The sequence below is a fragment of the Paludibacter sp. genome (genome assembly GCF_009712605.1).
Lineage (GTDB): Bacteria > Bacteroidota > Bacteroidia > Bacteroidales > Paludibacteraceae > Microbacter.
Map to the genome: position 1 here is coordinate 288,639 of NZ_WASO01000014.1, position 26,259 is coordinate 314,897.

The 26,259-nt window shown below is 42.2% G+C and carries 19 protein-coding genes; 12 read left to right on the top strand and 7 right to left on the bottom strand.

The features are described from left to right. Positions 1-112: 112 nt before the first annotated feature. From F8N35_RS11520 to F8N35_RS11530, 3 genes are all read right to left on the bottom strand, one after another. Positions 113-1,777 (bottom strand): peptide MFS transporter, encoded by a 1,665-nt coding sequence (locus F8N35_RS11520; RefSeq protein ID WP_293053017.1) that lies wholly within the window; start codon positions 1,775-1,777, stop codon positions 113-115. 130 nt (positions 1,778-1,907) lie between these two features. Then, positions 1,908-4,439 (bottom strand): M6 family metalloprotease domain-containing protein, encoded by a 2,532-nt coding sequence (locus tag F8N35_RS11525; protein ID WP_293053020.1) that lies wholly within the window; start codon positions 4,437-4,439, stop codon positions 1,908-1,910. Between the two features lie 236 nt (positions 4,440-4,675). Next, the gene (locus F8N35_RS11530; protein WP_293053023.1) at positions 4,676-6,703 is read right to left on the bottom strand and encodes an oligopeptide transporter, OPT family; all 2,028 of its coding nucleotides are present in this window, start codon (positions 6,701-6,703) and stop codon (positions 4,676-4,678) included. A 412-nt stretch (positions 6,704-7,115) separates the two neighbouring features. Here F8N35_RS11530 and gcvP point away from each other — a divergent pair, with 412 nt between their 5' ends. The 12 genes from gcvP to F8N35_RS11590 all read left to right on the top strand — a co-directional run bounded on the left by gcvP (position 7,116) and on the right by F8N35_RS11590 (position 22,820). Further along, positions 7,116-9,962, top strand: coding sequence for an aminomethyl-transferring glycine dehydrogenase (gene gcvP / locus F8N35_RS11535; RefSeq protein ID WP_293053026.1), 2,847 nt, complete (start codon positions 7,116-7,118; stop codon positions 9,960-9,962). Between the two features lie 66 nt (positions 9,963-10,028). Continuing rightward, positions 10,029-10,664, top strand: coding sequence for a redox-sensing transcriptional repressor Rex (locus F8N35_RS11540; RefSeq protein ID WP_293053029.1), 636 nt, complete (start codon positions 10,029-10,031; stop codon positions 10,662-10,664). 224 nt (positions 10,665-10,888) lie between these two features. Next, positions 10,889-11,503 carry a fumarylacetoacetate hydrolase family protein gene (locus F8N35_RS11545; protein ID WP_293053032.1) on the top strand — a complete coding sequence of 205 codons (615 nt, stop codon included), beginning with the start codon at positions 10,889-10,891 and terminating at the stop codon, positions 11,501-11,503. 54 nt (positions 11,504-11,557) lie between these two features. Next, positions 11,558-14,977 carry a type IX secretion system sortase PorU gene (porU, locus tag F8N35_RS11550; RefSeq protein WP_293053035.1) on the top strand — a complete coding sequence of 1,140 codons (3,420 nt, stop codon included), beginning with the start codon at positions 11,558-11,560 and terminating at the stop codon, positions 14,975-14,977. A gap of 133 nt (positions 14,978-15,110) precedes the next feature. Further along, the gene (gene porV / locus F8N35_RS11555) at positions 15,111-16,244 is read left to right on the top strand and encodes a type IX secretion system outer membrane channel protein PorV (protein ID WP_293053038.1); all 1,134 of its coding nucleotides are present in this window, start codon (positions 15,111-15,113) and stop codon (positions 16,242-16,244) included. Positions 16,245-16,394: 150 nt separating this feature from the next. Next, a complete protein-coding gene (gene ispF / locus F8N35_RS11560) occupies positions 16,395-16,874 on the top strand; it encodes a 2-C-methyl-D-erythritol 2,4-cyclodiphosphate synthase (RefSeq protein ID WP_293053041.1) in 480 nt (159 codons plus the stop codon). 9 nt (positions 16,875-16,883) lie between these two features. Next, positions 16,884-17,609: a hemerythrin domain-containing protein gene (locus F8N35_RS11565; RefSeq protein ID WP_293053044.1), complete on the top strand. Its 726-nt coding sequence runs from the start codon at positions 16,884-16,886 to the stop codon at positions 17,607-17,609. A 10-nt stretch (positions 17,610-17,619) separates the two neighbouring features. Then, the gene (locus F8N35_RS11570) at positions 17,620-18,225 is read left to right on the top strand and encodes a response regulator transcription factor (protein ID WP_293053046.1); all 606 of its coding nucleotides are present in this window, start codon (positions 17,620-17,622) and stop codon (positions 18,223-18,225) included. 112 nt (positions 18,226-18,337) lie between these two features. Further along, on the top strand, positions 18,338-19,471 hold the full coding sequence (locus tag F8N35_RS11575) for a carbohydrate porin (RefSeq protein WP_293053049.1): 1,134 nt from the start codon (positions 18,338-18,340) through the stop codon (positions 19,469-19,471). Between the two features lie 43 nt (positions 19,472-19,514). Then, positions 19,515-21,992, top strand: a complete 2,478-nt coding sequence (gene feoB, locus F8N35_RS11580; RefSeq protein ID WP_293053051.1) for a ferrous iron transport protein B — start codon at positions 19,515-19,517, stop codon at positions 21,990-21,992. A 10-nt stretch (positions 21,993-22,002) separates the two neighbouring features. Next, positions 22,003-22,644, top strand: coding sequence for a cation transporter (locus F8N35_RS11585; protein ID WP_293053086.1), 642 nt, complete (start codon positions 22,003-22,005; stop codon positions 22,642-22,644). Between the two features lie 5 nt (positions 22,645-22,649). Then, positions 22,650-22,820, top strand: coding sequence for a FeoB-associated Cys-rich membrane protein (locus tag F8N35_RS11590; RefSeq protein ID WP_293053089.1), 171 nt, complete (start codon positions 22,650-22,652; stop codon positions 22,818-22,820). Between the two features lie 193 nt (positions 22,821-23,013). On the opposite strand, the gene F8N35_RS11595 is transcribed toward F8N35_RS11590, so the two are convergent. The 4 genes from F8N35_RS11595 to F8N35_RS11610 form a co-directional block, all read right to left on the bottom strand. Beyond that, positions 23,014-24,408, bottom strand: a complete 1,395-nt coding sequence (locus tag F8N35_RS11595; protein WP_293053093.1) for an alpha/beta fold hydrolase — start codon at positions 24,406-24,408, stop codon at positions 23,014-23,016. Positions 24,409-24,445: 37 nt separating this feature from the next. Next, entirely contained in the window at positions 24,446-25,204 is a 759-nt protein-coding gene (locus F8N35_RS11600) for a DUF72 domain-containing protein (protein WP_293053095.1), read from the bottom strand. Positions 25,205-25,208: 4 nt separating this feature from the next. Continuing rightward, entirely contained in the window at positions 25,209-25,400 is a 192-nt protein-coding gene (locus tag F8N35_RS11605) for a hypothetical protein (RefSeq protein ID WP_293053098.1), read from the bottom strand. Between the two features lie 418 nt (positions 25,401-25,818). Further along, on the bottom strand, positions 25,819-26,199 hold the full coding sequence (locus F8N35_RS11610; protein WP_293053100.1) for a DUF805 domain-containing protein: 381 nt from the start codon (positions 26,197-26,199) through the stop codon (positions 25,819-25,821). Positions 26,200-26,259 lie beyond the last annotated feature (60 nt).

Here is a 26,259-nt window from a genome sequence, read left to right on the forward strand (position 1 = left end):
CGTACGGGACAAGCGTTTCGATAAACGATAGGAAAAATTAAAGCCATTAAGAAAATGAAGATACCTTCATCGTCTTAATGGCTTTTCTGTAAATTATATGATTGAACAGTACTTACTTGGTAATTGTTTCCAGCTTTTTGAGCATAGCAAACATAAAGATGGCTGAAACCAGGCAGCAAAGTACCAGTACGCCCCATACCATCCAGAGTTCCATACTTCCCCACAGGTCACCAATTACGCCTGTTAGCTTGTTGCCGAGTGCCGTAGCACCAAACCAGCCTCCCATCATTAATCCTTTGTATTTTGGAGGAGCAACTCGGGAAACAAATGAAATGCCCATTGGGCTAAGGAATAATTCGGCAAAAGTCAATACAAGGTATGTTCCAATCAGCCAGTCCGGTGAGACCAGAGTAGGACTTACACCTCCCGAGGCTTTCAGGTCTGAAGGAGAAAGTAACCCAATCGAACCGAATGCCAATAAAGCAAAACCAGCAGCAGCAATCACCATCCCAAAACTGATTTTACGGGGCGCTGACGGCTCTTTCTTCTTTTTTGCCAGCCATGAGAACAGACCCACGAAAAGAGGCGTTAAAACAATTACAAAGAAGGGATTGAATTGTTGGAAGATCTGAGGTGTAATTTTAATGGACGGTTCCATATGTGCATATACCAAAGCGATTGCACCCAGAGAAGCGGCAAGAAATAGCCCGGAAATGGCTTTCCCTTTTCCTGTTTTGGATTGAAAGATATTGGTGATGCTATAAACGGCTGCAATAAGCAGAACCATGGTAACCAGTGAAAATCCGATTCTATCCAGACCGGAAACAGAGCCTGTCGTGTAATCACGGGCAAAGAAAGTCATTGTCAATCCGTTTTGGTGGAACGACATCCAGAAGAATACAACTACAGCAAAAACCATCAGAAGAGCAAAAATGCGTTCGCGTGTTTGTTTTGGAGTAAGTTCTTCCACGTGCGAAGTAGCGGTCGGTTTGTTGGCGTTGTAATCAGCGTGTTTATATGTTTTCTTGAAGACAACGAAGATGGCAATAGAGATAACCAGCGAGATGCAGGCAATTCCGAAACCATAGTTGTATGCGGCACTCAATTTTTCAATATAAAGGCTTGAAAAGTCGGCGAGGGGTAGTTTTGTGCCTTGTTCTGCAGCCAACGTTGTCAATTGTGCCAAACCATCAGTAGAAATAGTGCCGTTGAGCAATTGGTGGGCGAGTGCGGGAATATGAGCGTCGTACACCATGTGATATTGACTCAGGCTGTAGTTAGTAATCCATTCGGCAGCAGAAGGTGCGAAAAATGCGCCAATATTGATACACATGTAGAAAAGGCTGAAAGCCAAATCGCGTTTACTGCTGTATTTCGGATCGTCATACAAGTTACCAACCAATACCTGCAGGTTTCCTTTAAAGAGGCCGGTTCCCAATGAAATCAAGGCTAAAGCCGATACCATCGCAATGAGAGAAAAAGTACGGTCATTGTTTGGAATAGCCAAAAGGAGATAGCCGGCAAACATGATTATGATGCCAATCATGATGGTGCGACCATAACCCAGCCATTTGTCGGCAAGAAATCCACCCAAAAGAGGAGTGAGGTAAACAGCACCCAAAAACCAACTGAAATACGAACTGGTTTGTGAAGTGTCGAATCCGAATTTTGCCTGAAGAAATAACGTAAAAATGGCTAACATCGTGTAGTAGCCGAAGCGTTCACCAGTGTTAGCCAATGCTAGAGCAAAAAGCCCTTTGGGATGTTCTTTAAACATAAATGAATACTTAATGGATTATTATTGGTAAAATTGAGAAACAAAGATAGTTTTTAATCCTGATATCTCCCAATTAACCATTTATCCGGTAATCATTTATAAGTACGTATTAGTCTATGGGTTTATCTATTTATTTGATAATTACTTTTTTGGTCAAAGACCCGGCTTTCACTATCCATGCTCCGGTTGGCAATGTAAACGAATATGGGTTACCATCAGAAATGACATTCTTTATCATTTTTCCCACAGGCGAATATACGTAAATCGTAGTTCCTTCTGTCATACCATATACAATCACCTTTTCATTATCACATAAAATATAAGGCTGTGTAAACTTCGGAGCAATATAATCTATGCAGGCACTTTCTGTCCCCACTATTCCGTTGTTCACCGTGCGGATGCAATAGGTACCGCTTTTTGCCGAAGGGATGGTGAAATCCAATGAAGTGGTGTTCCCAATAGAATCTCCGTTGAAGTAAATGTTGTAAGAACTAAGGGGCGACTTGTTGATTAAACCTCTGACGTTGAAGTTGTAGTCATTGTTAGACCCAATGGTATAAGGTGTTCCGCTTTCAATAATAACAGCGCCATAATTACCAACGCTTGTCGATTCAACTTTCGGACCTCTGTCTACCGATACGGTATATCCCGATGCAGAGGTATACTGAACACCTATTGCATAGACTTTTCCCGCTTGAATTATCCATGGATTAGTGAAATACATCTCGTTCCATTGGCTAGACTTAACACCAGTTACCGATTCATCCAATTTAAGGGTCATTTTATTGGTCGAGGATGAATATTCAAAAACCTGAATGTGATACGAACTTGCATTTGCATCGTAAGGATAGAACTTAACACCAGCGAATGTTTTGCCCACATACGAAGCTAATGTTGACGAACTGAAGACCTGAGCACATGACATTGTCTGCTGTTGTCCTGTAGAAAGGGCTCCATCCAAAGCTGCTCCGTCCCAATGCACTTCCTGTATCGAATCTCCAATTTGAGGGATAGTGGTGGGAGCTGTCCATGATAACACGTAGTCAGTGTTGGATACTTTTCCTGTTAAATTTAGTGGTGCCGGACCTACATTTACATTTTTCATAAAGTCGAATGAAATAGTTCCGCCGTTTTCAGAAATATTTGTTACGGGTTTACCAGTTAAGGTGTTGTCCCATGATTTTGCCCAAGGTGTGGTGCTGTCTGTAAATGATGTTTTGCCGGACGTACCAGGGAATGTGCATCCTCCGGAATCAATGTTACCGTATGATGCTACCGTAGATGTCGGATTTGTCGAGGCAGATGCACAAACCGGGTACACTTTTTGAGGAGATGTGATGTTGAGATCATAATACAGGTCATCTGCATCTTTTGCAATGTGATAAATCAGAAGGCCATGTCCCGGCAACGAACTGTCATAGCCGGATTGCTGTCTGTTTTCAAGCATATAATATTCACCTTGCGTCAACGTTTTGAAAATATACGCTTCTCCTTTTGTGCTGTTTGCTGCCATATTGGAGATGGTGGTCGGGGATTTCAGTTCAACCGGCGTAATCCATCCATATCTATATTTTTGGTATAGGGTAAGGTTTGGTGGGCAGGTGCCATAATAATTTGAGCCTACCCGGTTCCAGCTTCCTTCTGCCATCAGATCCCATACTCCGGTACCAATATAACTACCATCACCGGTGGTGTCATAATTGGTGTCATAATAATCGGGAGCTCCGATTACGTGGTTCAATTCATGGCACAAGACTCCCATAGTACACGTTACATTTGTACTTGTGGCATAGAGCTCAGGAGTACACAGATAATGGGTTATTGAGCAATAGCTTGGAGGGGTGAAATCATTCTGATGCGACCATATCGCATCTGTGGAAACTCCTGTGAATTCCTGCCCATTTCCAGCGAAAATAACATTTATAGCGCTATAGCCCGAAAAATCGAATGAAGGGTCAGACGTGTGTACGGCTCTGATAGCTTCTACTACCAGGGAATCAGGATGCTGGTCATTTCCGACCCCGCCTACATCTTTGCCATAGTATGATCTTACTTTACTTGCAGTAAAAGGGCCTTTCACATCAAAATTCATTGCGAATTTTCCATACGAAGTAGCGGTAAAAAACTCTTTAACAGAACTTTGATTGTTATTTACACTATAGCCTGTTTGATTGAATAAATTATTGAAGTCAGAAGTTGTTTTTGTAAAAGCAATATCCTGGAATCCCATCAAAACAACCAGAATTTTGACGGTTCCTGTTGGAAGAGCCGAACTTTTTTGGCGTTTAATGATCGATGCTTTGATTTGGGAGGTCATCGAGTCAAGTTGAAGCTGACTGAAAAAAACTTTTCTGGCCTGTCCTGAAAGGAAGCTTTTTGCTTTATCGGAACGTTCTGTTGCATCCTGAGCAACTATATCCGATGCAATCATGTTGCCTTTTGTGTCAGTTGTGGCATAAGTGATGTAACCCTTGGCGTTTTTCATCAGGGTCATGCCATCTGTTGTTTCCATCCAGTGAACATGCTCATCACCTTTCTGCACAACAGTCACATAACTTCCGTCGGGTTGCTTGATCTTTACCGGCCATGGAAATGCCGAAACAGCTGCTACTTTAGAGGCACAAATAAGCAGGATGGATAGGATATAAAAACTTTTCTTCACGATTTAACGATTAGCAATAATAAATTCAAAATTATTACATCTAACGTTAAGTACCAATAAAATAGTATGAATTTAGCATGTTTTGTGATTTCACAGGATAAAATCTTACTCTAATTTATGCTGATTCATTGTAGCGAAAAGTGCTTATCCATTGAATTTATGGCGTCTTAATACGAAAAAAGCGCTTTGATACAGCCTGTTGTATCAAAGCGCTTTTTGAAAATGTGTCAGATAATCTATTCTTTGGCTTTATCTGCGGTTTTAAGGGGAACTCTGATTAAGAAATATCCCACTAAACATAAAGCTACAAGACCTAAAAGATAGGGAGGATTGCTGAACAGGCTGAATACATTGCCTAAGAAAACATCGCCAATAGCAAAAATAGCAATAACCAATCCCATGAGGGCTTCTCCGGCAATCAGACCTGACGCCATTAAAACTCCGGTATTTTCCACAACACCCTTTTGATGTTCGTTTAGTTGTTTTTTTGCTACATAATGGTCCAGGATGCCCTTAAATAAACCGCCAAGGAAAATTGCAGCAACCGTTTCCAGAGGCAGGTACATTCCAACAAAGATCAACATCGGGCTTTTTACTTTCATCAGAATTAATGCTACACCCATCAGCATACCGGTAATAATCAGTCCCCATACCATTTTTCCGGCAATAATACCGTTCGACAATACGGCGAAAAGCCCGGCCTGTGGTGCTGTCAGGTTTTTACTTCCGAAACCACCAACGTAGTGTTCTGCATTTCCTTTCGCGATGTCGCCCTGATTGAGCAGAATCAAAACGCCAAACATTACCAGTCCTGAAATTACCACGCCGATAATATCTCCAATCTGCATTTTCCAGGGAGTCCCTTTCAAAATATGTCCGGCTTTCAAATCCTGAAACATTTCACCGGCCACGGCAACAGCTACAGCAACAATAGCGGCAACTCCCAATACAGCGGCTACACCCTGCGTGTCGTGTGTGATTCCCAAGGCAAGGAATATGAGTCCGGTAACAACTATTACGGTAACAGTTAATCCACTGATAGGATTGGAGCTACTTCCGATAATTCCCACCAGATAGCCGGAAACGGCAGAAAGGAAAAAGGCTAGCAGAACCATCAGAGAAGCAGCAGCGATGGCAATTACTATAGAGGCATTGAATATGAAATATGTTACGAAAAAAGTCAGGGCGGCGGCAAACGCGATACCCATCATCACCCAGGTAAATTTCAGGTCTTTTTCGGTACGGTCAACTGCTTCACTGCTTTCTTGTTTTGCTTTTTGAATATCGCCAACAGCACGTTTCAAACCAACAAAAAGGCTGCTTCGCATGTTGTAAAGCGTGAAAAATGCGGCAACCAACATACCACCGATAGCAATCATACGAACGATGTATTTCCAAATGTCGGTTGAAAGATGTTCCCATCCGGCAAAGTTGGGTGTGCCGTCAGCTGCCATGAGGCTGTAAACAGGATCATTGATGACGCTCGGGCCAACAATCAGCATAATGATAGGAATGAATAATCCCCATGCCAGAATAGAACCGCTGAAATTAAGAGACGCCAAACGCGGACCAATGATATATCCCACGCCGAAATAAGCGGCACTGATTTTAGGAGCTCCGGCAAGGAATCCTCCCTGAGTTTTAATGCTTGTTCCGGTAATGGTTTTAGCGCCGGTGTAAATAAACTGGCTCCAGGATACAGCAAACACTTTGAATTCGCCAAATAGTTTGATGAGTCCGCCGACAATCATCGAGTAAAACAGGAATTTGGAACCGGAGGCTCCTTTTTGCCCGGCTTTGTGAATTTCGGCAGCCGCCTGACTTTCGGGGAATGGCAACTCTTTGTCTTCAACCATTACGCGGCGCATCAACGCCACAAACAAAATTCCGAGAATACCACCGGCAATTAGAATCAGAGAAGCCGTCAGATACGTTTCCCATGATGAGAAATTATCTTTCCAGATTCCCGTGATGTAAAATGCAGGAAGTGTAAAAATGGCTCCTGCAGCCACCGACTCTCCGATACTTCCCACGGTACGGGTGAAGTTCTCTTCCAGAATCGTACTCTTTTTCATCATTCGCAACACTGCCATCCCCAGCACAGCAGCCGGATAAGTAGCAGCAATCGTCATACCGGCACCAAGGCCAAGGTAGGCATTGGCAGCTCCTAAAACAACTGCGAGTACCAAACCGATTAACAACGCGCGGAGGGTGAACTCTTTCAAAGACCCACCAGATCCGAGCGGTTTGTTTTCATTTGCCATATCAACATTTTTAGAATTAGTAAACAGTAAACAGCTCTTGTTTTTTTATAAAAGATGTCCATTTTTTAACATTGCAGGCAAAGGTACTGGCTTTTTTTCTATTAACCAATACTGTTTGCTGACGGATAATTATTTATTGAATTCTTCAACGGAATATTTTGTCAGGAAACATTGAAAGAGGATCGTTTTGTTACAAAATCAATAAAATAATTGTATTTGGTTGATAATTTGAAACAATAGATACCTGATAGCTATCACACTGGTAGATGTCAATAAGTTATATGTTTTTTTCTTTCACTTTTCCTAAAAGAGCCGTAACTTTGAGCTTTGATTAGGATTATCATGGATTGGCGTAATCCATTGAATGTCCGTGCTTTTATTGAATGTCGTTCTTTTAATCTTATTACCTACAATGCAATCCGAACAATTTGTTGATCGTCACAACGGGATATGCCCCAATGACATGTCGAAAATGCTAAAAACCATTGGTGTTAACTCTTTGGATGAACTAATCGGTCAAACTATACCCGCAGACATCCGGCTGACAAAAAAACTGCAACTGCCGACTCCCATGTCAGAACATGAATATGCCGATCATATCCATGAATTATCTTTGAAAAATCAATTGTTTACCAATTATATCGGAATGGGTTATTACGACACTGTTACTCCGGCCGTGATCTGGAGAAACGTGTTCGAGAATCCTGTATGGTACACTTCATATACTCCTTATCAGGCTGAAATTTCGCAAGGGAGACTTGAAGCGTTACTCAACTTTCAAACAGTAATTACCGAACTAACGGCCCTTCCGTTGGCAAATGCTTCTCTTCTGGACGAAGCTACCGCCGCAGCCGAAGCAATGACATTGTTTCATAATACCCGCACCCGTGCACAACAACAAGCCGGAGTGAACACTTTGCTGGTTGATAAGAATGTTTGGCCACAAACTCTTTCTGTACTTAAAACGCGTTCAGTTCCACAGGGAATAGAATTGTTAGTTGCAGATTTTGCCACATTTGATTTTTCTGTTCCTGTTTTTGGTGCCATCCTTCAATATCCGGACTCAAACGGAGAGGTAAGAGATTATGCTCAATTTGTGGAAAAAGCTCACGAAAACGGATGTAAGGTTGCTGTGGCTGCTGATTTGCTGGCTTTGACACTGCTGACCCCTCCGGGAGAATGGGGCGCTGATGTTGCTTTCGGCACTACTCAGCGTTTTGGTATTCCGATGGGATACGGCGGACCTTCGGCAGCTTATATGGCGACCAAGGACGAGTTTAAGCGTGACATACCAGGCCGTATAATCGGTATCTCGAAAGATGTTCATGGAAAACCGGCGTATCGTCTTGCTTTGCAAACGCGGGAACAACATATCAAGAGAGAACGTGCCACTTCAAATATTTGTACAGCACAGGCTTTGTTGGCCACAATGGCTTCTTTCTACGCTGTTTATCATGGTCCTGACGGGTTGAAGAACATTGCTGAGCGAATTCATACTTACGCCATGCAGCTTTCTGCTCAGCTCAACAAGATTGGTTTTAATAATGTGAACGGCACTTATTTCGATACGTTGAAAATGGAATTGCCTAAGGGTGTTTCTATTGAATCATTGAAAGAAAAAGCGCAAGAACGTAAAATCAATTTCAGATATTTCGTGTCTGGCGAAATTGGTATCAGTCTTGATGAAACGACTACGGAAACGAAGCTAAAAAATATTATCGCTTTGTTTGCAGAAGTGGTTGGAAAGCAAACAGAGCAAACATTGCCAACAGTAGAAAATGATATTATTCCGAAACAATTAAAACGCGTTTCAGCATATCTTCAGCAGACGGTATTCAGTAGCTATCGTTCTGAAACCGACCTGATGCGATATATCAAAAAGCTTGAACGCAGGGATATTTCTCTGGCTCATTCCATGATTTCGCTAGGATCGTGTACGATGAAGTTGAATGCAGCTTCCGAAATGCTTCCTCTCAGCAGTCCGCACTGGGGAGCAATGCACCCATTTGCACCTGCGGAACAAGCTGAAGGTTATCACCTTTTGATTGAAGGATTGAAATCGTACCTAGCCGAAATTACAGGTTTGCCGGCTGTTACTCTGCAACCAAATTCCGGAGCAGCAGGCGAATATACAGGTCTGATCACTATTCGCAACTATTTCATTGATAAAGGTGAAACACACCGCAATGTAGTGCTGATACCTGCTTCTGCCCATGGTACCAATCCTGCAAGTGCAGCTCAGGCTGGTTTTAAAGTAGTGGTTACAGCCTGTGATGAAAATGGAAATGTGGATGTGGCCGACCTTAAAGCAAAAGCAGAACAAAATAAAGATGTGCTGGCAGCATTAATGATTACATATCCGTCAACTCACGGTGTGTTTGAGGTTGCTATTCACGAAATATGCGAAATTATCCATTCTAACGGAGGTCAGGTTTACATGGACGGTGCCAACATGAATGCTCAGGTAGGGCTGACTTCTCCGGCTTTTGTAGGTGCTGATGTGTGTCACCTTAACCTTCATAAAACCTTTGCTATTCCTCATGGTGGCGGTGGCCCTGGAGTAGGCCCTATTTGTGTTGCCGAACATTTGGCAAAATACCTTCCGCAACATCCTGCTATTGATGAGAATGCTCAATATACGGCTGTAGCAGCATCACCATACGGCAGTGCAAGCGTTCTTCCAATTTCTTATGGCTATATTCGAATGCTGGGAGCTGAAGGTTTAACGAAAGCTACGGAAATTGCTATTCTCAATGCAAACTATCTGGCAGAAAAACTAAAAGATACTTATGGCATTGTTTACACCGGAGCAACCGGAAGAGTAGGGCACGAGATGATTCTGGAATGCCGTCATTTCAAAGGATCGGCTGGTATTACAGAAACCGACATTGCCAAACGTCTGATGGACTTTGGATTTCATGCTCCGACACTCTCATTTCCGGTACATGGCACGTTGATGGTGGAACCAACCGAAAGCGAATCATTGGCAGAACTGGATCGCTTTGTGGAAGCTATGTTGACTATCTATAATGAAATCAAAGAAATAGAAAACGGAACGGCAGACAAGACCGACAATGTGTTGTTGAACGCACCACACTGCGAATTTGAAATTGCGGCTGATGAATGGTCGCATCCTTATTCCAGAACCAAAGCAGCATATCCGCTTGAATGGGTAAAAGACAATAAATTCTGGTTGCAGGTTGGCCGTATTGATAATGCATTTGGCGATAGAAACCTGACTTGCTCCTGCCAGTGTTGATTTGTCTGTAGATAAAACAACACAGCGGGATAACGAAATTCGTATATAAACATTGATCTTTTTGAAATGGACTCAACGCAACTACATTTGCCGGAACCTGCATTACGGCGTTTACCGTGGTATTTATCCTATGCAAAGCTCGCTTTAGAACGGGGAGAAACCACTGTTTCGTCTACCCAGATTGCTAAAGATATTGGCGTTGAAGCTTCAATGGTGGCAAAGGATTTGTCATACATCAACGTTACCGGCAAAACCCGTGTCGGGTATAGCACCTTTACGTTAATCGAAGTGATTGAGACATTTCTGGGATTTACCGAGACTCACAAAGCGTTCCTCTTCGGTGTGGGACGCTTGGGAGGTGCTCTTTTGCAGGATAACGGATTGAGGCAGTTCGGACTCGAAATTATTGCGGCTTTCGATGTGAAGTTTGAGCTGGCCGGTACAAATATCAATCATATTCCTATTCATTATATCGACAGGATGAATGAGCTTCGGCAACAAACCGGAGTGAACATAGGCATTTTGACTGTGCCGATCAATCAGGCGCAGGAGGTTGCGGATATGATGATTCAGGCCGATTTCAAGGCAATCTGGAATTTTACTCCTATCCGAATCCGGGTGCCCAATAATATCGTAGTTCAGAATACATCTATATATGCTCACCTTGCTGTGATGTTTAATAGATTGAGAATGAATCCATAATGATACTGTAATCAAAGAAAGCCGTTGCTTTATGCGACGGCTTTGCTGCATCCAATACGTGTCATATTGTAACATGAAGTTAGCTTCGCTGAATGTTATTTCCATATGCCCTTAAAAAAACGATTATAAACACATGAAACGAGCATTAAAACAGATGTTCAAACCAAAGGACATGTTCATTGCGAGTTCCATGCGACAACTATCTAAAAAATAATAATGAACGCATGAAAATATTTGCAATAGGCTGGAATTATAAAGATCATAATAAGGAGCTGTCGTTCAATGAGCTGCCGGTGGAACCTACGTTTTTTCTGAAAGCGGAAACAGCTTTGCTGAAAGATAACAAGCCTTTTTATTACCCGGATTTTTCTAATCAGATAGAATACGAAGTAGAACTGGTGATTCGGATTAATAAATTGGGGAAAGGCATTGACGAGCAGTTTGCTCACCGGTATTACAGTGAAATCGGACTTGGCATAGATTTTACGGCGCGTGATCTTCAAAAAAAACAACGGGAATCGGGCGGTCCGTGGGAAATTTGTAAATCATTCGATAACTCGGCGCCGGTTAGCCATTTTATTCCGGTAAGTCAGTTTGAAAGCGTACAGAATATAAATTTCAGATTGGATATTAACGGGAAAACAGTTCAGCAGGGTAATACGGCAAATATGATTTTTTCTGTCGATAAGATCATATCCTATCTGAGTCGCTTTTTCCTACTGAAAATGGGAGATCTCATTTTTACTGGGACGCCGGTTGGTGTTGGTCCGGTAAAGGTTGGAGACAGGTTGCAGGGTTATATCGAAAACGAATTGATGTTCGACTTTTTGATTAAATAATCTTTTTGCGTACTTTTGAAACTTATATGTAATTGACATTTATTTGTGTAAATAATGAAAGTGCGAGGTGGTTGGCTCTGTATAGCATTTTTGATTTGCATCTCCTTGGTAGTGAGGGCTCAAAATGAGGATGGATACAAGAAGGTATCTGCTACCGGCGTGCAAATTTTTGCGCCCAATTCAGTACTTTCTGCCGGACAATGGTCTAAGATAAGAGTTTCGTCAACAGGTGTTTACAAAATTACTTTTGATCAGTTGAAGCAAATGGGGATTACTAATCCTCAGAATGTTCATGTTCATGGTTATGGGGGTGCCATGTTGCCCGAATCTTTCACAAGCACCTATTTGGATGACTTGCCGGAAACCTCTATATATATTGGCAGCGATTATATATTGTTTTATGCCCAGGGCCCGGTTAGCTGGCAATATGATGCAACAAAAATGCAGTTTGTGCATACTGTGAATCCTTATTCAAATTATGGATATTACTTCGTAACACAAACGTCCATTGCGGCAAAGCAAATAACCACCACAGCAGCAGAAAGCCAGACGCCAACCGCAACTATCGATTATTTTCTCGACCGTGATGTTCACGAAAAAGATTTGGTCAACCTGGCCACTTCCGGTCGCGAATTCTATGGAGAAAAATTTACCGGAAATACCAGTAATTCGTTCGGATTCTCATTCCCAAATACCGATACAAGCCGTCAGGGTAAAATCAGGGTGAATGCTGCTGCTACTTCTACATCTTCCAGTTCAATGTCCGTTGCATATAACGGAACTTCGTTGGGATCGATTCCATTTTCATCTACGGGAACATACGATTATGCTATTTCGGGAAGCGGTTCTTATGCTTACACTCCGACGTCAGATTCCCCCTCTTTTGCTCTAACATTTAACCCGATGGTGTCATCAGCCACGGGTTATCTGAATTACATTGAAGCGAATCAATACCGTAAACTTTCGATGACAAGTGCCGTGTTACCGTTTCGTAATCCGGACTTTCTCAATCAGAATGCAGTTTTGCAATACACATTGTCTGCTGCCGGAAGTAACGTCAAAATATGGAACGTGTCCGACCCACAGAATATTACTGAAATTCCAGTCAATAGAAACAGTTCGGTATTGACCTTTATTTCGTCTGCACAAACCTTGCAGGAATATCTGGCCATTGATCCTACTCAGGCTTCGGCGTTTGGTACTCCTGAAATAGTGCAAACGAATGTGCCGAATCAGAATCTCCACGCATTGGAGCAAACCGATATGGTGATTATAGCTCCATCTGCCTTTGTCGATCAGGCTGAAAGACTGGCTCAAAAACACAGGGAAAAAGATAATTTGAGCGTAGTGGTGGTTACTCCCGATCAAATTTATAATGAATTTTCATCGGGAACTCCGGATGCAACAGCATACCGCAGGTTGATGAAAATGTTCTACAACAGAGCGAAAGCCGGTTTGGGCCAAGCTCCTAAATATCTGTTATTGTTTGGTCGTGGGTGTTACGATAACAAGGGCATATTATCCACATCGCCAGACTTGCGCCAGTTGTTAGTATTTGAATCGTATAATTCAATTAATCAGATAGATTCATATCAGTCGGATGACTATTTCGGATTTTTGGACGATACCGATGGGGTCAATCTTGCTTCCGATCAATTGGATATTGGGGTCGGAAGGTTTCCGGTTACCACAGTGGATCAGGCCAAAGCGGTAGTTGACAAGACAATAGCATACATGGATAATACCAATACCGGTTATTGGAAAAATAAGGTTTGCTTTATTGCCGATGACGGCGATGCTAATTTGCATATGACTCAGGCGGATACAATTGCAAAGTGGACAGCCAATGCTAATCCGTATCTTCAGGTGAATAAATTATACATGGATGCCTATCCACAGGTAGTTTCATCTACGGGAGAAAGTTATCCGGCGGCGAAGACGAAGCTACTGAATCTTATAAAATCAGGACTGTTGATGCTAAATTATACCGGTCACGGTAATCATTTATATCTTGCTAACGAGCAGATTATAACAAAGGAAGATGTTACGGCCATGTACAATCAAAACCTTGCATTGTGGGTAACGGCAACATGCGATTTTACGCGTTGCGATTATACCGACGTGTCAGCTGGAGAAAGTGTACTATTGAATCCCTCGGGTGGAGGTATTGCGCTGTTTACAACTACCCGTTTGGTTTTTTCGAGCGATAATTTTGCATTGAACAAGCAATTTGCGAAGAACGTGTTTTATAAAGATGCTAACGGGTATGCCCTGAGGCTGGGAGATGTGATGCGTCTTACTAAAAACGCGCTACTGGGTAACAGTAATAAGCTTAATTTTATACTGGTAGGCGACCCTGCATTAAGATTGAATTTTCCGGCTCCAAATTATACGGTGGTTATCGATTCTGTCAATGGAATCGCAGCCAACCAATTGATCACCGTCAATGCTTTAAGTCCCTTGAAACTGAAAGGACACATCAATAATCCGGGCGGTGCAAACGTATGCTCTGATTTTAACGGGTCAGTGATGATCAGAATTTACGATAAACTGGAAAATATGACTACCTTGGCCAACGATGCCGGCTCGACACCGTTTGTGTATCAGGATCGTCCAACCATGTTGTTTGCCGGAAATACAGAGGCGAAAAACGGTTATTTCGCTATAGAAAGCGTTATACCCAAGGATATCGACTATAAATTTGGTGCAGGACGAATAAATATGTATGCTTCTGACGAAAAAGGGCGTGAAGGTCAGGGAGATTTTGTTAACTTTGCAATCGGAGGCTCTAATAATTCGTTGCAATGGGAAAATAATGGGCCGGATGTAAGTATTTACTTGAATACAACAGCTTTTGTTTCAGGAGGTAAAGTAAATGAAACGCCGTTGTTTATTGCAAAAGTCCGGGATGATACCGGAATAAATACCGTCGGAAACGGTATTGGGCACGATATGACGGTGTTGATTGATCGGGATCCGGCACAATATTATGTTGTAAATGACTATTTTGAACCGACAGTTGGTGATTATAAAAGTGGTACCGTTCTGTATTCATTGCCAACACAATCTGAAGGGAAACATTCGCTGACATTCAAAGTTTGGGATGTGTTAAATAATTCGACTTCAAAGACATTAGAGTATGAAGTGGTAAAGGGACTGGCCCCTGATTTTATTTCTTTGTACAATTACCCCAATCCTGTTGTAAATGGACACACAAACTTTGTCCTGGAGCATAACCGCCCGGATGTAGTGCTGAATGTCAGAATTTCGGTGTTTGATTTAAGTGGGCGGTTGTTGAATATGCTTTCAACAAGTACCTCAACAGAATCGACAAAAACCACTATTCCGTGGAATGTTACAGACAGTCGTGGAGCAGAGCTTAAAGCTGGTGTCTATCTTTGCAGAATAGATATTTCGACGCAGAATGGAAAAATAACATCAAAAACGCAAAAAGTAATTATAACTAAACAATAAAACAAATATCAATTCGTTATTAAGTTGATATTTGCCAAAAGATTAACTATAAAATAATCGTGGCATATATTTGATTTCTAAATAACTGACTGTAATACAGTCGTAAAATATATAGCCACATATTTCTCACATTATGACAAAAAAAACAACAGTTGTTATTCTGTTATTTCTTTTAGGTGGAATAAGTACGTTTGCACAGAGTTCGACGGTAGATAAAACATTGAATCCGCTTATTACCGGAGTTCCATCTTTATCAATTGCTCCTGATGCGCGGGGCGGAGGTATGGGTGATGTAGGAGCTGCTACTTCTCCCGATGTAAACTCGCAATACTGGAACCCGGCAAAATATGCGTTTGTAGAAGATGCAGCGGGTATTTCTCTTTCGTACACTCCATGGTTGCGTAAATTGGTGAGTGATATTAATCTGGCTTATTTGGCAGGTTATTACAAACTGGACGAGAATCAGTCTATTAGTGGGTCTTTGCGTTATTTCTCGTTAGGTCAGGTTGATTTGACCGATGTTAATGGTGTCTCACAGGGTAATACCAAGCCTTCAGAATTTGCGCTTGATGTTGCGTATACCCGTAAATTATCGGACAATTTTTCTGGTGGTGTGGCTTTGCGTTATATTCACTCCGATCTTGGTGGTGGCATGATTAGCGATATGTGGCCGGCAAATGCTTTCTCTGCTGATGTGTCTGCATATTATACTCAGACTGTTACCGGATCAGGAAACTCAGACGGTAAGTTTTCCGCTGGCGCTAATATTTCCAATATCGGATCGAAAGTTTCCTATGACAAGGGGAATACAAAGCAATTCCTTCCTACTAACTTCCGTTTAGGTGCTTCTTATCTGCATCCGATAGATGAATATAACACCATTTCGATTAACATGGATATTAACAAATTGCTGATTCCGGCAGACACTGCAACAACAGTGGAAGGTCATCAGAAATATTCGGATATTTCCATGCTTTCAGGTATCTTTAAATCTTTTGGAGATAAAGACTTTCTGAAACGTATTCAGTTGTCGTTAGGGTTGGAATACGAATATGACAAGCAATTTGCTGTCCGTTGTGGTTATTTCTATGAATCTCAATTAAGCGGTAACCGCAAATATTTTACGTTTGGTGCAGGATTTAAATTAAACGTATTCAGGCTCGATGCTGCTTATGTCATTGCAACTTCTCAAACGAATCCTCTCGATCAGACGTTACGATTTAGTCTGGGATTTGATTTAGATGGGCTTACGAATCTTGTGAAATAAAAACAACAATAAGAATAAGATTATTCCCCGCATTTCCTGAATGGAATGCGGGGAATTTTTGTTAAAATAACCAACAAGTATCAAAGTGGGATTCATTATGTAGTACTTTTGTTGCTTGTTTTAATCATTGCTCAATAAAATTATTATCGTATGAAAATAAGAGTCGGAATGGGATATGATGTTCATCAATTGGTGGAAGGACGTGAACTGTGGTTGGGAGGAATCCGTTTAGAACATGAAAAAGGCTTGTTGGGACATTCGGATGCCGATGTACTGATTCATGCCATTTGCGATGCTTTACTGGGAGCTGCTGACTCACGCGACATTGGTTATCATTTCCCCGACAATGCAGGAGAATTCAAAAATATAGACAGTAAAATCTTATTGGCAAAGACAGGCACAATTATTAAAGAAAAAGGATTTGAAATCAGCAATATAGATGCTACGGTTTGTGCTCAGCGTCCGAAACTCAAAGACCGGATACCGGAAATGAAAGAAGTGATGGCAAAATGTTTGGACATTTCTTCGGACGACATTTCTATCAAGGCCACAACCACCGAGAAGCTTGGTTTTGTGGGTAAGGAAGAAGGTATGTCGGCTTACGCTGTAGCTCTGATTTGCAAAGCTTAATTTACAAAAATGGCAAACCTGACAACATATTCAATGAAGAATTATCCGGCATTTTCGCCTCAGATGAAAATGGCCGATCTGATTCATGTCAACTATCGCAATCTGGCGGTACTAAGCCGCCTCGGCATCTCGCTTGGATTTGGTGAGAAAACGGTAGACGAGGTCTGCAAACGCCATAATGTTGACGTGAACCTGCTGCTTTTGATTTGCAACGTATTGCTCGATACTGACATGATACCGGCCGAAGAGCAAATAGCTAAATGTCCTGTAGAACAGGTGATTCGCTATTTGCAACAATCGCATCAATACTATCTGAACGTTGCACTGCCCAATATTCAGATTTTGTTGGATCGCTTGGTAGAGGCTTGCAACGAAACTCACGGGAAGGCGCTGAACCGCTTTTTTAATGAGTACCGGAAAGAGGTGGAAAGTCATCTGGCACATGAAGATCAAACGGTATTTCCGTATATTATGCAGTTGCTTAACGCTCCTAAAAAGAGTAAATTTTCCATTCGTCAGTATAAGGATCGACATGCCAATATTGAGGTGAAATTGACTGATCTCAAAAATATTATCATCAAATATATCCCTTACGACAATACAGATAACCTCAGAGATGAGCTTCTTATTCAGTTGTTTAATTTTGAAGACGACCTGAACAGGCATACGCTCATCGAAGAAAAACTGCTGGTGCCGTCCGTAATCCTGATTGAGCAAAATATTTCATTAAGCTAAATTCAATGCTATGCAGGTAGACAGAGCTAAGAAACGGATTTTGCTTATTGAACCTTCGTTGATGGTGAGCAAAGGCTTTGCTTCGTTACTCGACGATGCGATTGGTTATCAGTTGGTCGCTACGTCATCCAACGTAAGCCGTATTCAGGAACTGATTGTGAGCAATCGGCCTGACATTGTTGTCTTTAATCCGTCAATAATGAGCTTTCAACACCGGACGTCGATTCGAAGTTTTATGAATATTCCATCCGAAGTGGCTTTGGTGGCGTTGGTTTACACGTTTGTGGACGAATGGATCATGGCACAGTTTGATGCAGTATTGACAGTAAACGACGATCAGACTCAGATTGTCAACAAACTGAATGGCATCAAAGTGACGGCAAATTCGTCAGACAAAGCAGAAAACGAAGAACTGAGCGAACGTGAAAACGAGATTCTGGGATGTGTCGTAAAAGGTATGACTAATAAGGAAATCGCAGAGAAACACTTTATTTCAATACATACTGTTATCACGCACCGGAAAAATATTGTTCGTAAAACAGGCATTAAATCGGTTTCGGGACTCACGGTGTATGCACTGCTTAATAACCTCATTACCTACGAGGATATTGAATAAAAGATATACCTATCATTAGAAAAGGGTAGGGTAATGTCATCATAATCCTCATTTGTGGGGATGGTACTGCCTTTTTGAAGGTTGTACTTTTGCAGTGTAAAAACGACAAAAGATGACAACTGCTAAAATGAACCGTTTCTCTACTGCTTTTCTGCTTTTCCTAATAGCCGGATTAAATAATTATCTGTCGGCTCAAACTACTTCTCCTTTATCTTTCAACGCATCGTACATTGGCGACTGGGTGGTTAATATGCGTGGTGGTATTAAAACCGGCTCGACATATCTGGGACTTGCCAATCTGAAAATAGGGTTTGACACCGAAAAAGCACGTTTATGGAAAGGTGGTTCATGCTTTGTGAATGCAGGAAATACTCACGGAGGCGAACCATCGGCAAATTTGGTGGGCGATTTTCAGGGAGTGACCAATATTGAAGCCGGAAACCTTACGTTCATGTATGAGCTGTGGTACAAGCAGCAAATTGATAAAATAACGGTAACCGCAGGCTTACAGGATTTGAATGTAGATTTTGCGGCTACTTCTTACGGTGCTTCGTTTAATAATAGCTCTTTCGGTATTCAGTCGAGCATTTCGTCCAATATCCCTTCTCCCATTTTTCCACTCACGGCATTAGGTGTATCTTTGCAGTGGAATATTTCTCCGGCCTTATCGTGGGAAGTGGCGCTGTTTGACGGCACTCCCGACGAATATGAATCTAATCCTTATAATGTCCACTGGAAACTGAGTAAAAACGACGGTTATCTGGCAATTTCCGAATGGCAACTTTCGGCCAGTTTGTTGCGTAATCTCGAAGGAAAATACAAATTCGGGATTTATACTCACCGTAAGTGCGACAGCACACAAACCACTCTTCATAACTACGGCTTGTATGCAATTGCCGATCAGCAGATTGTTAAAACAGACAAAGGTGGTGTCGGACTCTTTTCTCAACTGGGATGGAGCCCCAGCAAAAATTGCAACAACTATTATTGCAGTCTGGGCGTTAACTGGCAAGCACCGTTTGCTTGCAGGGCAAATGACATGTGTGGCATTGCTTTTGCATATGCAGGGATACACAATAACAATGGCGTGGGAGGAGAACTTTCGATTGAAGCACTGTATAAAGCTCAACTGACGAAAAATCTTTATCTGAAACCAGATATTCAATATGTTGTGAATCCAGCCGGTACGGATGCAAAATTGCCCAATGCTCTGGTGGGTATGGTGAGAGTCGGAATCGAATTCTGACAAACCGGCTGACCTTATTTATCGATAAAAAGAACTCAATATAATGACAACAACAATTAAAACCACTTTTTTAGCCGATCTGAAAACGGGTGAACAAGGCATTATAACTAAAGTGCTTGGTCACGGAGCGTTCAGAAAACGTATAACCGAAATGGGCTTTGTGAAAGGGAAGCAGGTAACTGTTATCAAAAATGCCCCTTTGCAGGATCCGGTGGAATACGAGATTATGGGCTATAAAGTGTCACTGCGAAGAAGCGAAGCCCGCCTGGTGGAAATAGTGGCTGCCGAAGATGAAAACGAACCTGTCGGTGCTGATTTTTCAGGAACGCTAGACAGTGCAGAGATCATTCGTTCTGCAAGAGAAAAGAGTACTACCATCAACGTGGCGCTGGTTGGGAATCCTAATTGTGGAAAAACAACCTTGTTTAATCATGCTTCCGGCTCCCACGAAAGAGTGGGGAATTACAGCGGTGTGACGGTCGATGCTAAAGAAGCAACGATGAAGCGCGATCCGTACACCTTTCGTATTGTGGATTTGCCCGGAACTTATTCTATTACAGAGTACTCACCTGAAGAACTTTACGTGCGTCGTCACATTACCGAGCAGATGCCCGATATTGTGGTGAATGTTGTAGATGCTTCCAATCTGGAGCGTAACCTCTTTCTTACTACCCAGCTTATCGATATGAACGTGAAAGTGGTGATTGCCCTCAACATGTACGACGAACTTGAAAAGAAAGGCGTTTCGTTCGACTACAAAGCCTTAGGCAAGATGATAGGTATTCCTATCGTTCCCACTGTGGCTTCGAAAGGAGTGGGTGTGAATGAACTTTTCGACAAGGTGATTGAGGTCTACGAAGACAGGGAACCAGATGTACGCCATATTCACATTAACTACGGCGTTGAAATTGAAAAAGCGATAAGACAAATACAGGACGAAGTGTGGAAATCACCAGAAGTAACGGATAAACTTTCATCACGTTATGTGGCTATCAAGCTGCTGGAAACCGATAAAACAATGCTTTCGCAACTGGAGTCCTGTGCAAATTTCGATCAGATAAAAAACAAAGCACAAAGTGCCATACAGTTGCTTGAAAAAGAATACGGCGAATCGTCAGAAACGATTATTACCGATGCAAAATACGGCTTTATCGACGGGGCGTTGAAGGAAACCTACAAGGAGCCGAAAAAAGACAGACGTAAAAGCAAACGGGAACTCGACGATCTGCTGACGCATAAGTTCTGGGGTTTCCCGATCTTCTTTTTCTTTATGTGGTTGATGTTTCAGGCCACGTTTACTCTTGGTGGTTATCCTATGGAGTGGATCGAAACGGGAGTGTCGTGGCTGAGCGATACCGTGCAAAATGCCATGACCGAAGGGCCGTTGCGCGATTTGTTGGTGAATGGAATTATCGGCGGGGTAGGCAGTGTTATTGTTTTTCTGCCGAATATATTGATTCTGTTCTTCTTTATCTCGATGATGGAAGATACCGGTTACATGGCGAGGGCGTCGTTCATTATGGACAAGCTGATGCACAAAATCGGACTTCACGGCAAGTCGTTTATTCCTTTGTTGATGGGTTTCGGTTGCAACGTGCCGGCCATTATGGCAACCCGTACGCTCGATAACAAAAAAGATCGCATCCTCACGATGCTTATTATTCCGTTTATGTCGTGCAGCGCCCGGCTTCCGGTTTATTTGCTGTTGATTTCTGCATTCTTTCCCGGTAACAAAGCACTGATGCTGTTTGCTATTTACATCATTGGTATTGTGTTGGCAATTTTGATGGCATTGGTGCTGAAACGTTTTCTGTTCAATAAACAGGAAGTACCTTTCGTGATGGAATTGCCGCCTTACCGGGTTCCGACGATGAAGAACACTTCGATTCACATGTGGTTCAAGGCGCGTCAGTACTTGAAAAAAATGTCGAATGTGATTTTGCTGGCCTCCATCATTATCTGGGCTTTGGGCTATTTCCCACGTGATGTGAAGTACAGCACCAATTATGATGCCAAACGTCAGTCTATCGAGGCAAACGTGGGATTAACGAAGGTTCAAAAGGATATAAATCTTAAGGAAGTCGCTCTGCAACAGCAATCCGAGAAACAGGAAAAATCGTATATCGGACAATTGGGCCATGCTATCGAACCGGTTATTTCTCCATTGGGTTATGACTGGAAAATGGGAGTGAGCCTTCTTACAGGACTGGCTGCCAAAGAGGTGGTTGTTAGTTCAATGGGAGTGCTTTATCAGGCTGATGAAAAATCGGGAACGCTGAAAGATAAATTGATAGAACAACGTCATACATCGGGCCCGGAAATCGGACAAAAGGTGTTTACACCGTTGGTGGCTTTCGGCTTCATGCTCTTTATTCTTATCTATTTTCCTTGTGTGGCTGCTGTTGCGGCTATAAAGAAAGAAGCCGGTTGGAAATGGGCCGCATTTACCATTGTCTATACGACGGCATTAGCCTGGCTGATCGCTTGCTTAACTTACCAAATAGGCAGTCTGTTTGGTTAATTCTAAAATTATGAACGAAAAACAGCTCTATAAATATGCTTTCGGACTTGCATTGTTTACCATTGTCTACAATGTGCTGGAAGCAGTATTTGCTCTTTATTTTGGCGCAGAAGACGAAAGTCTTTCCCTGTTTGGTTTTGGTATCGACAGTTTGATAGAAGTTATTTCAGGGCTTGGAATTGCTCACATGGTGATTCGCATTCGACAGAATCCCGTTAGCAATCGCGATAATTTCGAACGTACAGCCCTTCGTATTACAGGTATTTCATTTTATCTGTTTACTGCCGGCTTGATTTTGAGCGCGATTGTTACTTTCGTTGAAGGGCATAAACCGGAGACAACGTTTTGGGGCATTGTAATTTCACTTATTTCAATTGCCTTTATGTGGGCGTTGATTTGGGGTAAAACCTACGTAGGTAAACGACTAAATTCTGAAGCCATTCTGGCCGATGCCGCCTGTTCCAGAACCTGCGTTTATATGTCGTTGGTTCTTCTGGCCAGCAGTGGTATTTATGCCCTCACGCAATGGCCTTTTATTGACGGTATCGGTGCTCTGGGGTTGGCAGTGTTTTCTTTTACGGAAGGACGGGAATGTTTTGAAAAAGCAAAGAGCAACCAACTTTGCGGGTGTGGCTGCTCTTGTAAAGATTGACGATTATGCTACAGGAAATTATTGTTTATATCATATTGATTGTTGCTGCCGGATTCGCGGTACGAGCTTTGGTCAAACGCTTTGGTCGTAAAAGCTCTCCGTGTGACGGATGCAGCGGATGCGATCTGAAAAATACGGTTCGCAAGGGACAGAAGCCATCGTGCGGATGTTCGTAAATGCTAGACATTATACCGGTGAAGTCATTTCTTAATTTTCGCATTTGACCTCTCCCCTGACCCCTCTCCCGAAGAGAGGGGAAAATCTGCAAAATGAATTGAATTCTAAAGATTTCACTGTCTTGCTCCTCCTCCCCTTGGGAGGAGAGGTCGGCAATTAAGATTTATATACACTTAATCGATATAATGTCTATTATTTGATCGTTTGTGCTATCCACTTTTCGATGGTTTCTAGAACAACAGGAGCAATAGTTTGTTCAATTGAGCCATACTCTGCGGGAGCGCCGGTTTTACACTCCTGAAACATATGGTTAAGATTGGGAAAAATGTTGACGGTTACCTTTTTATTTCCTCCTTGTTGAAGAGCCTTTTCTATCAGAGGAACATTTTCTTTGGCAGGAACCTGTAAGTCTTTTTCTCCATTCAGTACAAGTACCGGGCATTTTACTTTTGATAGTGCCGGTAGAGGATCGTATTTCAGAAAGTACCTCATCCAGGGGGTGGTCATCTGTTCAACCTGCATAGATATCTGAGCCTTTATGTCTGCCTGAGCAGTATCTTTCTTTAATTTCAGGTAAGTTTCGGTAAGCAATTGAGTGAGTTTTTGCTTTAGCGCTTCTGGAGCGGTGGTATGATTCAACATATCCATTCCTTTTTCACCAGCCTCTTTCCATATAGCAAGCTCTTGTTCGGGGGCTCCGGTGGCACGACCGATCAGTTCCTGTTGCAACACTATCAACTGGTCACCACGCAGACCTGTTCCCGCCAGCATCACAATAAAGCGTATATCCTTCGACTTGGAAGCTACCATGGGGGCAATCATTCCTCCTTCGCTATGACCAATCAATCCGATCTTCTTTGTGTCGATATCTTTCCGGCTTTTCAGATAAGCGACTGCACTTTCTACATCCGAGGCAAAATCTGTGGTCAGTGCTTTTTGAAAATTTCCCGTCGATTTGCCGAATCCCCGATCGTCATAACGCAAAACCCCAATGCCATTTCGGGTCAGATAATCGGCAATTACCAGAAACGGTTTGTGTCCAAATATTTCTTCATCACGGTTTTGTGATCCACTGCCGGTAATAAGTACGACAACGGGGAATTTACCCTCTTTTTTAGGCAAAGTCAATGTACCGGCAAGGGTAATCCCGGCGGATGAATTGGGAAAGGTTACCTCTTCGGAATAGTATGGAAATGGAGGCACTGGTTCCTGCGGACGTTTGATCGTTTGTTTTTCGACGGCATGTCGGGTAAGATTCAATGGAAATGACATCCCGCGTTGTTTGAAAGTGCCTGTAATGGAATCACCCTTGAGTTCTCCATTGTATTCAGCCATCAGATTGGGCATGGAAATATCCAGTTTTGAATTAGCAAATGAAGTGCTGCTGACAGGTATTCCTTTTGCCCCCTGATCGGGACTGTCCAGCGTAGCGCTGTATTTATCGCCGTTTTGAGAGATATGAAAAACAATCCGCAGTTGCATTGCAGCTTGAACTTTTAAAGCTCCGTACCAATCGCCGGTAATTTGTTGGGCAAAAGTACTAACGGAGAATAGCAAGGTCACCAGAAAGATTAATCGTGTTTTCATGAGTTGGTGTTTTAATGTTTCCCGAAAGTTGATTTAATTATTGCAAATATACTAATTCTCTTAACTTTAGCGCATTTTTTGGAGCAAAACCTTCGTAATCGTTGTTGAAAAAAGCCCATACATCCTTGCCTTCGTTTAACCAGCAGCAAATTTTTTCCGCAAACAATACCAAATCCGGCGTGGTGTAATCAGAAGCATACAATTGCTCGCGGCCGTGAAAGCGTATGTAAACAAAGTCAGTGGTGACAATTTCTGCGAATGGAAATTTACCTCCGGTATCCGAAATGACGAAGCCAATGGAATAGCTGCTCAATAAGTCAAAAAAGTCATCGTTGATCCACGATCCATCGCGGATTTCCACCGCAAAACGATAATCCGGATGTCTGTTCTTAAGCAATTCAGCAAAATGAATAAATAGTTCTCTGTCGCAATGGAAATTAGGAGGCAATTGAACCAAAACAGGACCTAATTTTGGCTTCAAATAGTCAAAGGTCTGAAAATAGTTTTCCAGTGCTTCATCGCAATTGACCAGGCGTTTTTGATGTGTAATGAAACGGCTCATTTTGGTACAAAAACGAAACGAATCCTGTGTACGACGCATCCATCCGGCTACTGTGGTTTTGAACGGAAGATGGTAAAAGCTGGCGTTCAGTTCAACACATGCGAAGTGAGTGATATAATATTCCAAATATCGGGATGGGGGTATTTCCGGAGGATAAAAGCAGCCAGACCAGTGCTGATAGCTCCAGCCGGATGTGCCTACAAATAAATTGCCACGATTTGGAATTGCAGTCATTGCACTATTGCTTTCTTTCATTCAGCAGCCAAACTCCCAGTAAAGCCAGAAAGACAGCCGCCACTGCACTTGGCCAAACCGGAATGCTAATGCAATTCGCAACTATTATTGGTACGGCAAAAAGGAACCGCAAGAGTTGGGCAAATGCCAAAAATAGCAGTAAAATGCCGATTACAAGAGATGCCGGGCGTTTCATGATTTGATCCTCCAATTAAATTACTGTATCAAAGGTAGTAATGAAAACAGAGAATGATTCTTGAAAAAACAATCAAGATAATCGGGGGGATATACTTAAATCCTATTTTGAAGTTGTCTTGATTTTTCTCGAAAATGATACTTTTAGCTCATTTTGACCACTCCAGAATGTGCACAACTGCTAAATTTCGAGTATTGACTGAAATTCATTGCTGCTTTAGTTCAATAGGAAAGGACAAACTATGGTAGTAACTATTAAAGTCCTGTAATGACGATTTATATCGTCATTACAGGACTTAGATCAGCTGTGTGAGATGATGAATGTTTCGCTTCGTTTTACGTTAGGCTGAAATAAGCCATCGTAATAGTAACGAATTATGAGTTGCAAAATGAAAAATTGAAACGATTTATTTGACAATTCAAAAGCTCACTTCCTCAAGTATTTTCGGGTCTGAACCATAAGCATTATCGCCGCAAATTCCGTCGGTACAGCATAATACTAATAACCAGATACTGCCAATAAATGGAATGAGAACAATAAAATACCACCATCCGCTTTTGCCAATATCATGCATTCGACGCACAAATACGGCTAAGCCCGGGATTAACATTGCCAAGGCTAATACAAAATAAAATAATCCGTAAGGAAGTCCTCCCACGGTTGTCCCAAGCAGATTGTCTAATCCAAGGGCAACAAGCATAAAAATAAAATTGAACAACGAAAAATACCAATACTCGCTTCGTCTGGCTCTTCCGCTAAAAACAGCGTACTTTTTCAATGCTGCTAAATAGTAATTCATGATTTTTTGGTTTTTAAGGTTTCCTACTCTTATGGCTTTTCAGTTACGCCCCGTTTGAGT

What these genes read in the sequence shown, in the direction of transcription:
- F8N35_RS11595 (WP_293053093.1), bottom strand. Translation starts at nt 24,408, where the DNA reads ATGAAAACACGATTAATCTTTCTGGTGACCTTGCTATTCTCCGTTAGT.
- ispF (WP_293053041.1), top strand. Translation starts at nt 16,395, where the DNA reads ATGAAAATAAGAGTCGGAATGGGATATGATGTTCATCAATTGGTGGAA.
- F8N35_RS11570 (WP_293053046.1), top strand. Translation starts at nt 17,620, where the DNA reads ATGCAGGTAGACAGAGCTAAGAAACGGATTTTGCTTATTGAACCTTCG.
- F8N35_RS11565 (WP_293053044.1), top strand. Translation starts at nt 16,884, where the DNA reads ATGGCAAACCTGACAACATATTCAATGAAGAATTATCCGGCATTTTCG.
- F8N35_RS11520 (WP_293053017.1), bottom strand. Translation starts at nt 1,777, where the DNA reads ATGTTTAAAGAACATCCCAAAGGGCTTTTTGCTCTAGCATTGGCTAAC.
- F8N35_RS11600 (WP_293053095.1), bottom strand. Translation starts at nt 25,204, where the DNA reads ATGACTGCAATTCCAAATCGTGGCAATTTATTTGTAGGCACATCCGGC.
- F8N35_RS11575 (WP_293053049.1), top strand. Translation starts at nt 18,338, where the DNA reads ATGACAACTGCTAAAATGAACCGTTTCTCTACTGCTTTTCTGCTTTTC.
- porU (WP_293053035.1), top strand. Translation starts at nt 11,558, where the DNA reads ATGAAAGTGCGAGGTGGTTGGCTCTGTATAGCATTTTTGATTTGCATC.
- F8N35_RS11610 (WP_293053100.1), bottom strand. Translation starts at nt 26,199, where the DNA reads ATGAATTACTATTTAGCAGCATTGAAAAAGTACGCTGTTTTTAGCGGA.
- F8N35_RS11585 (WP_293053086.1), top strand. Translation starts at nt 22,003, where the DNA reads ATGAACGAAAAACAGCTCTATAAATATGCTTTCGGACTTGCATTGTTT.
- F8N35_RS11590 (WP_293053089.1), top strand. Translation starts at nt 22,650, where the DNA reads ATGCTACAGGAAATTATTGTTTATATCATATTGATTGTTGCTGCCGGA.
- feoB (WP_293053051.1), top strand. Translation starts at nt 19,515, where the DNA reads ATGACAACAACAATTAAAACCACTTTTTTAGCCGATCTGAAAACGGGT.
- F8N35_RS11530 (WP_293053023.1), bottom strand. Translation starts at nt 6,703, where the DNA reads ATGGCAAATGAAAACAAACCGCTCGGATCTGGTGGGTCTTTGAAAGAG.
- F8N35_RS11545 (WP_293053032.1), top strand. Translation starts at nt 10,889, where the DNA reads ATGAAAATATTTGCAATAGGCTGGAATTATAAAGATCATAATAAGGAG.
- F8N35_RS11605 (WP_293053098.1), bottom strand. Translation starts at nt 25,400, where the DNA reads ATGAAACGCCCGGCATCTCTTGTAATCGGCATTTTACTGCTATTTTTG.
- gcvP (WP_293053026.1), top strand. Translation starts at nt 7,116, where the DNA reads ATGCAATCCGAACAATTTGTTGATCGTCACAACGGGATATGCCCCAAT.
- F8N35_RS11540 (WP_293053029.1), top strand. Translation starts at nt 10,029, where the DNA reads ATGGACTCAACGCAACTACATTTGCCGGAACCTGCATTACGGCGTTTA.
- porV (WP_293053038.1), top strand. Translation starts at nt 15,111, where the DNA reads ATGACAAAAAAAACAACAGTTGTTATTCTGTTATTTCTTTTAGGTGGA.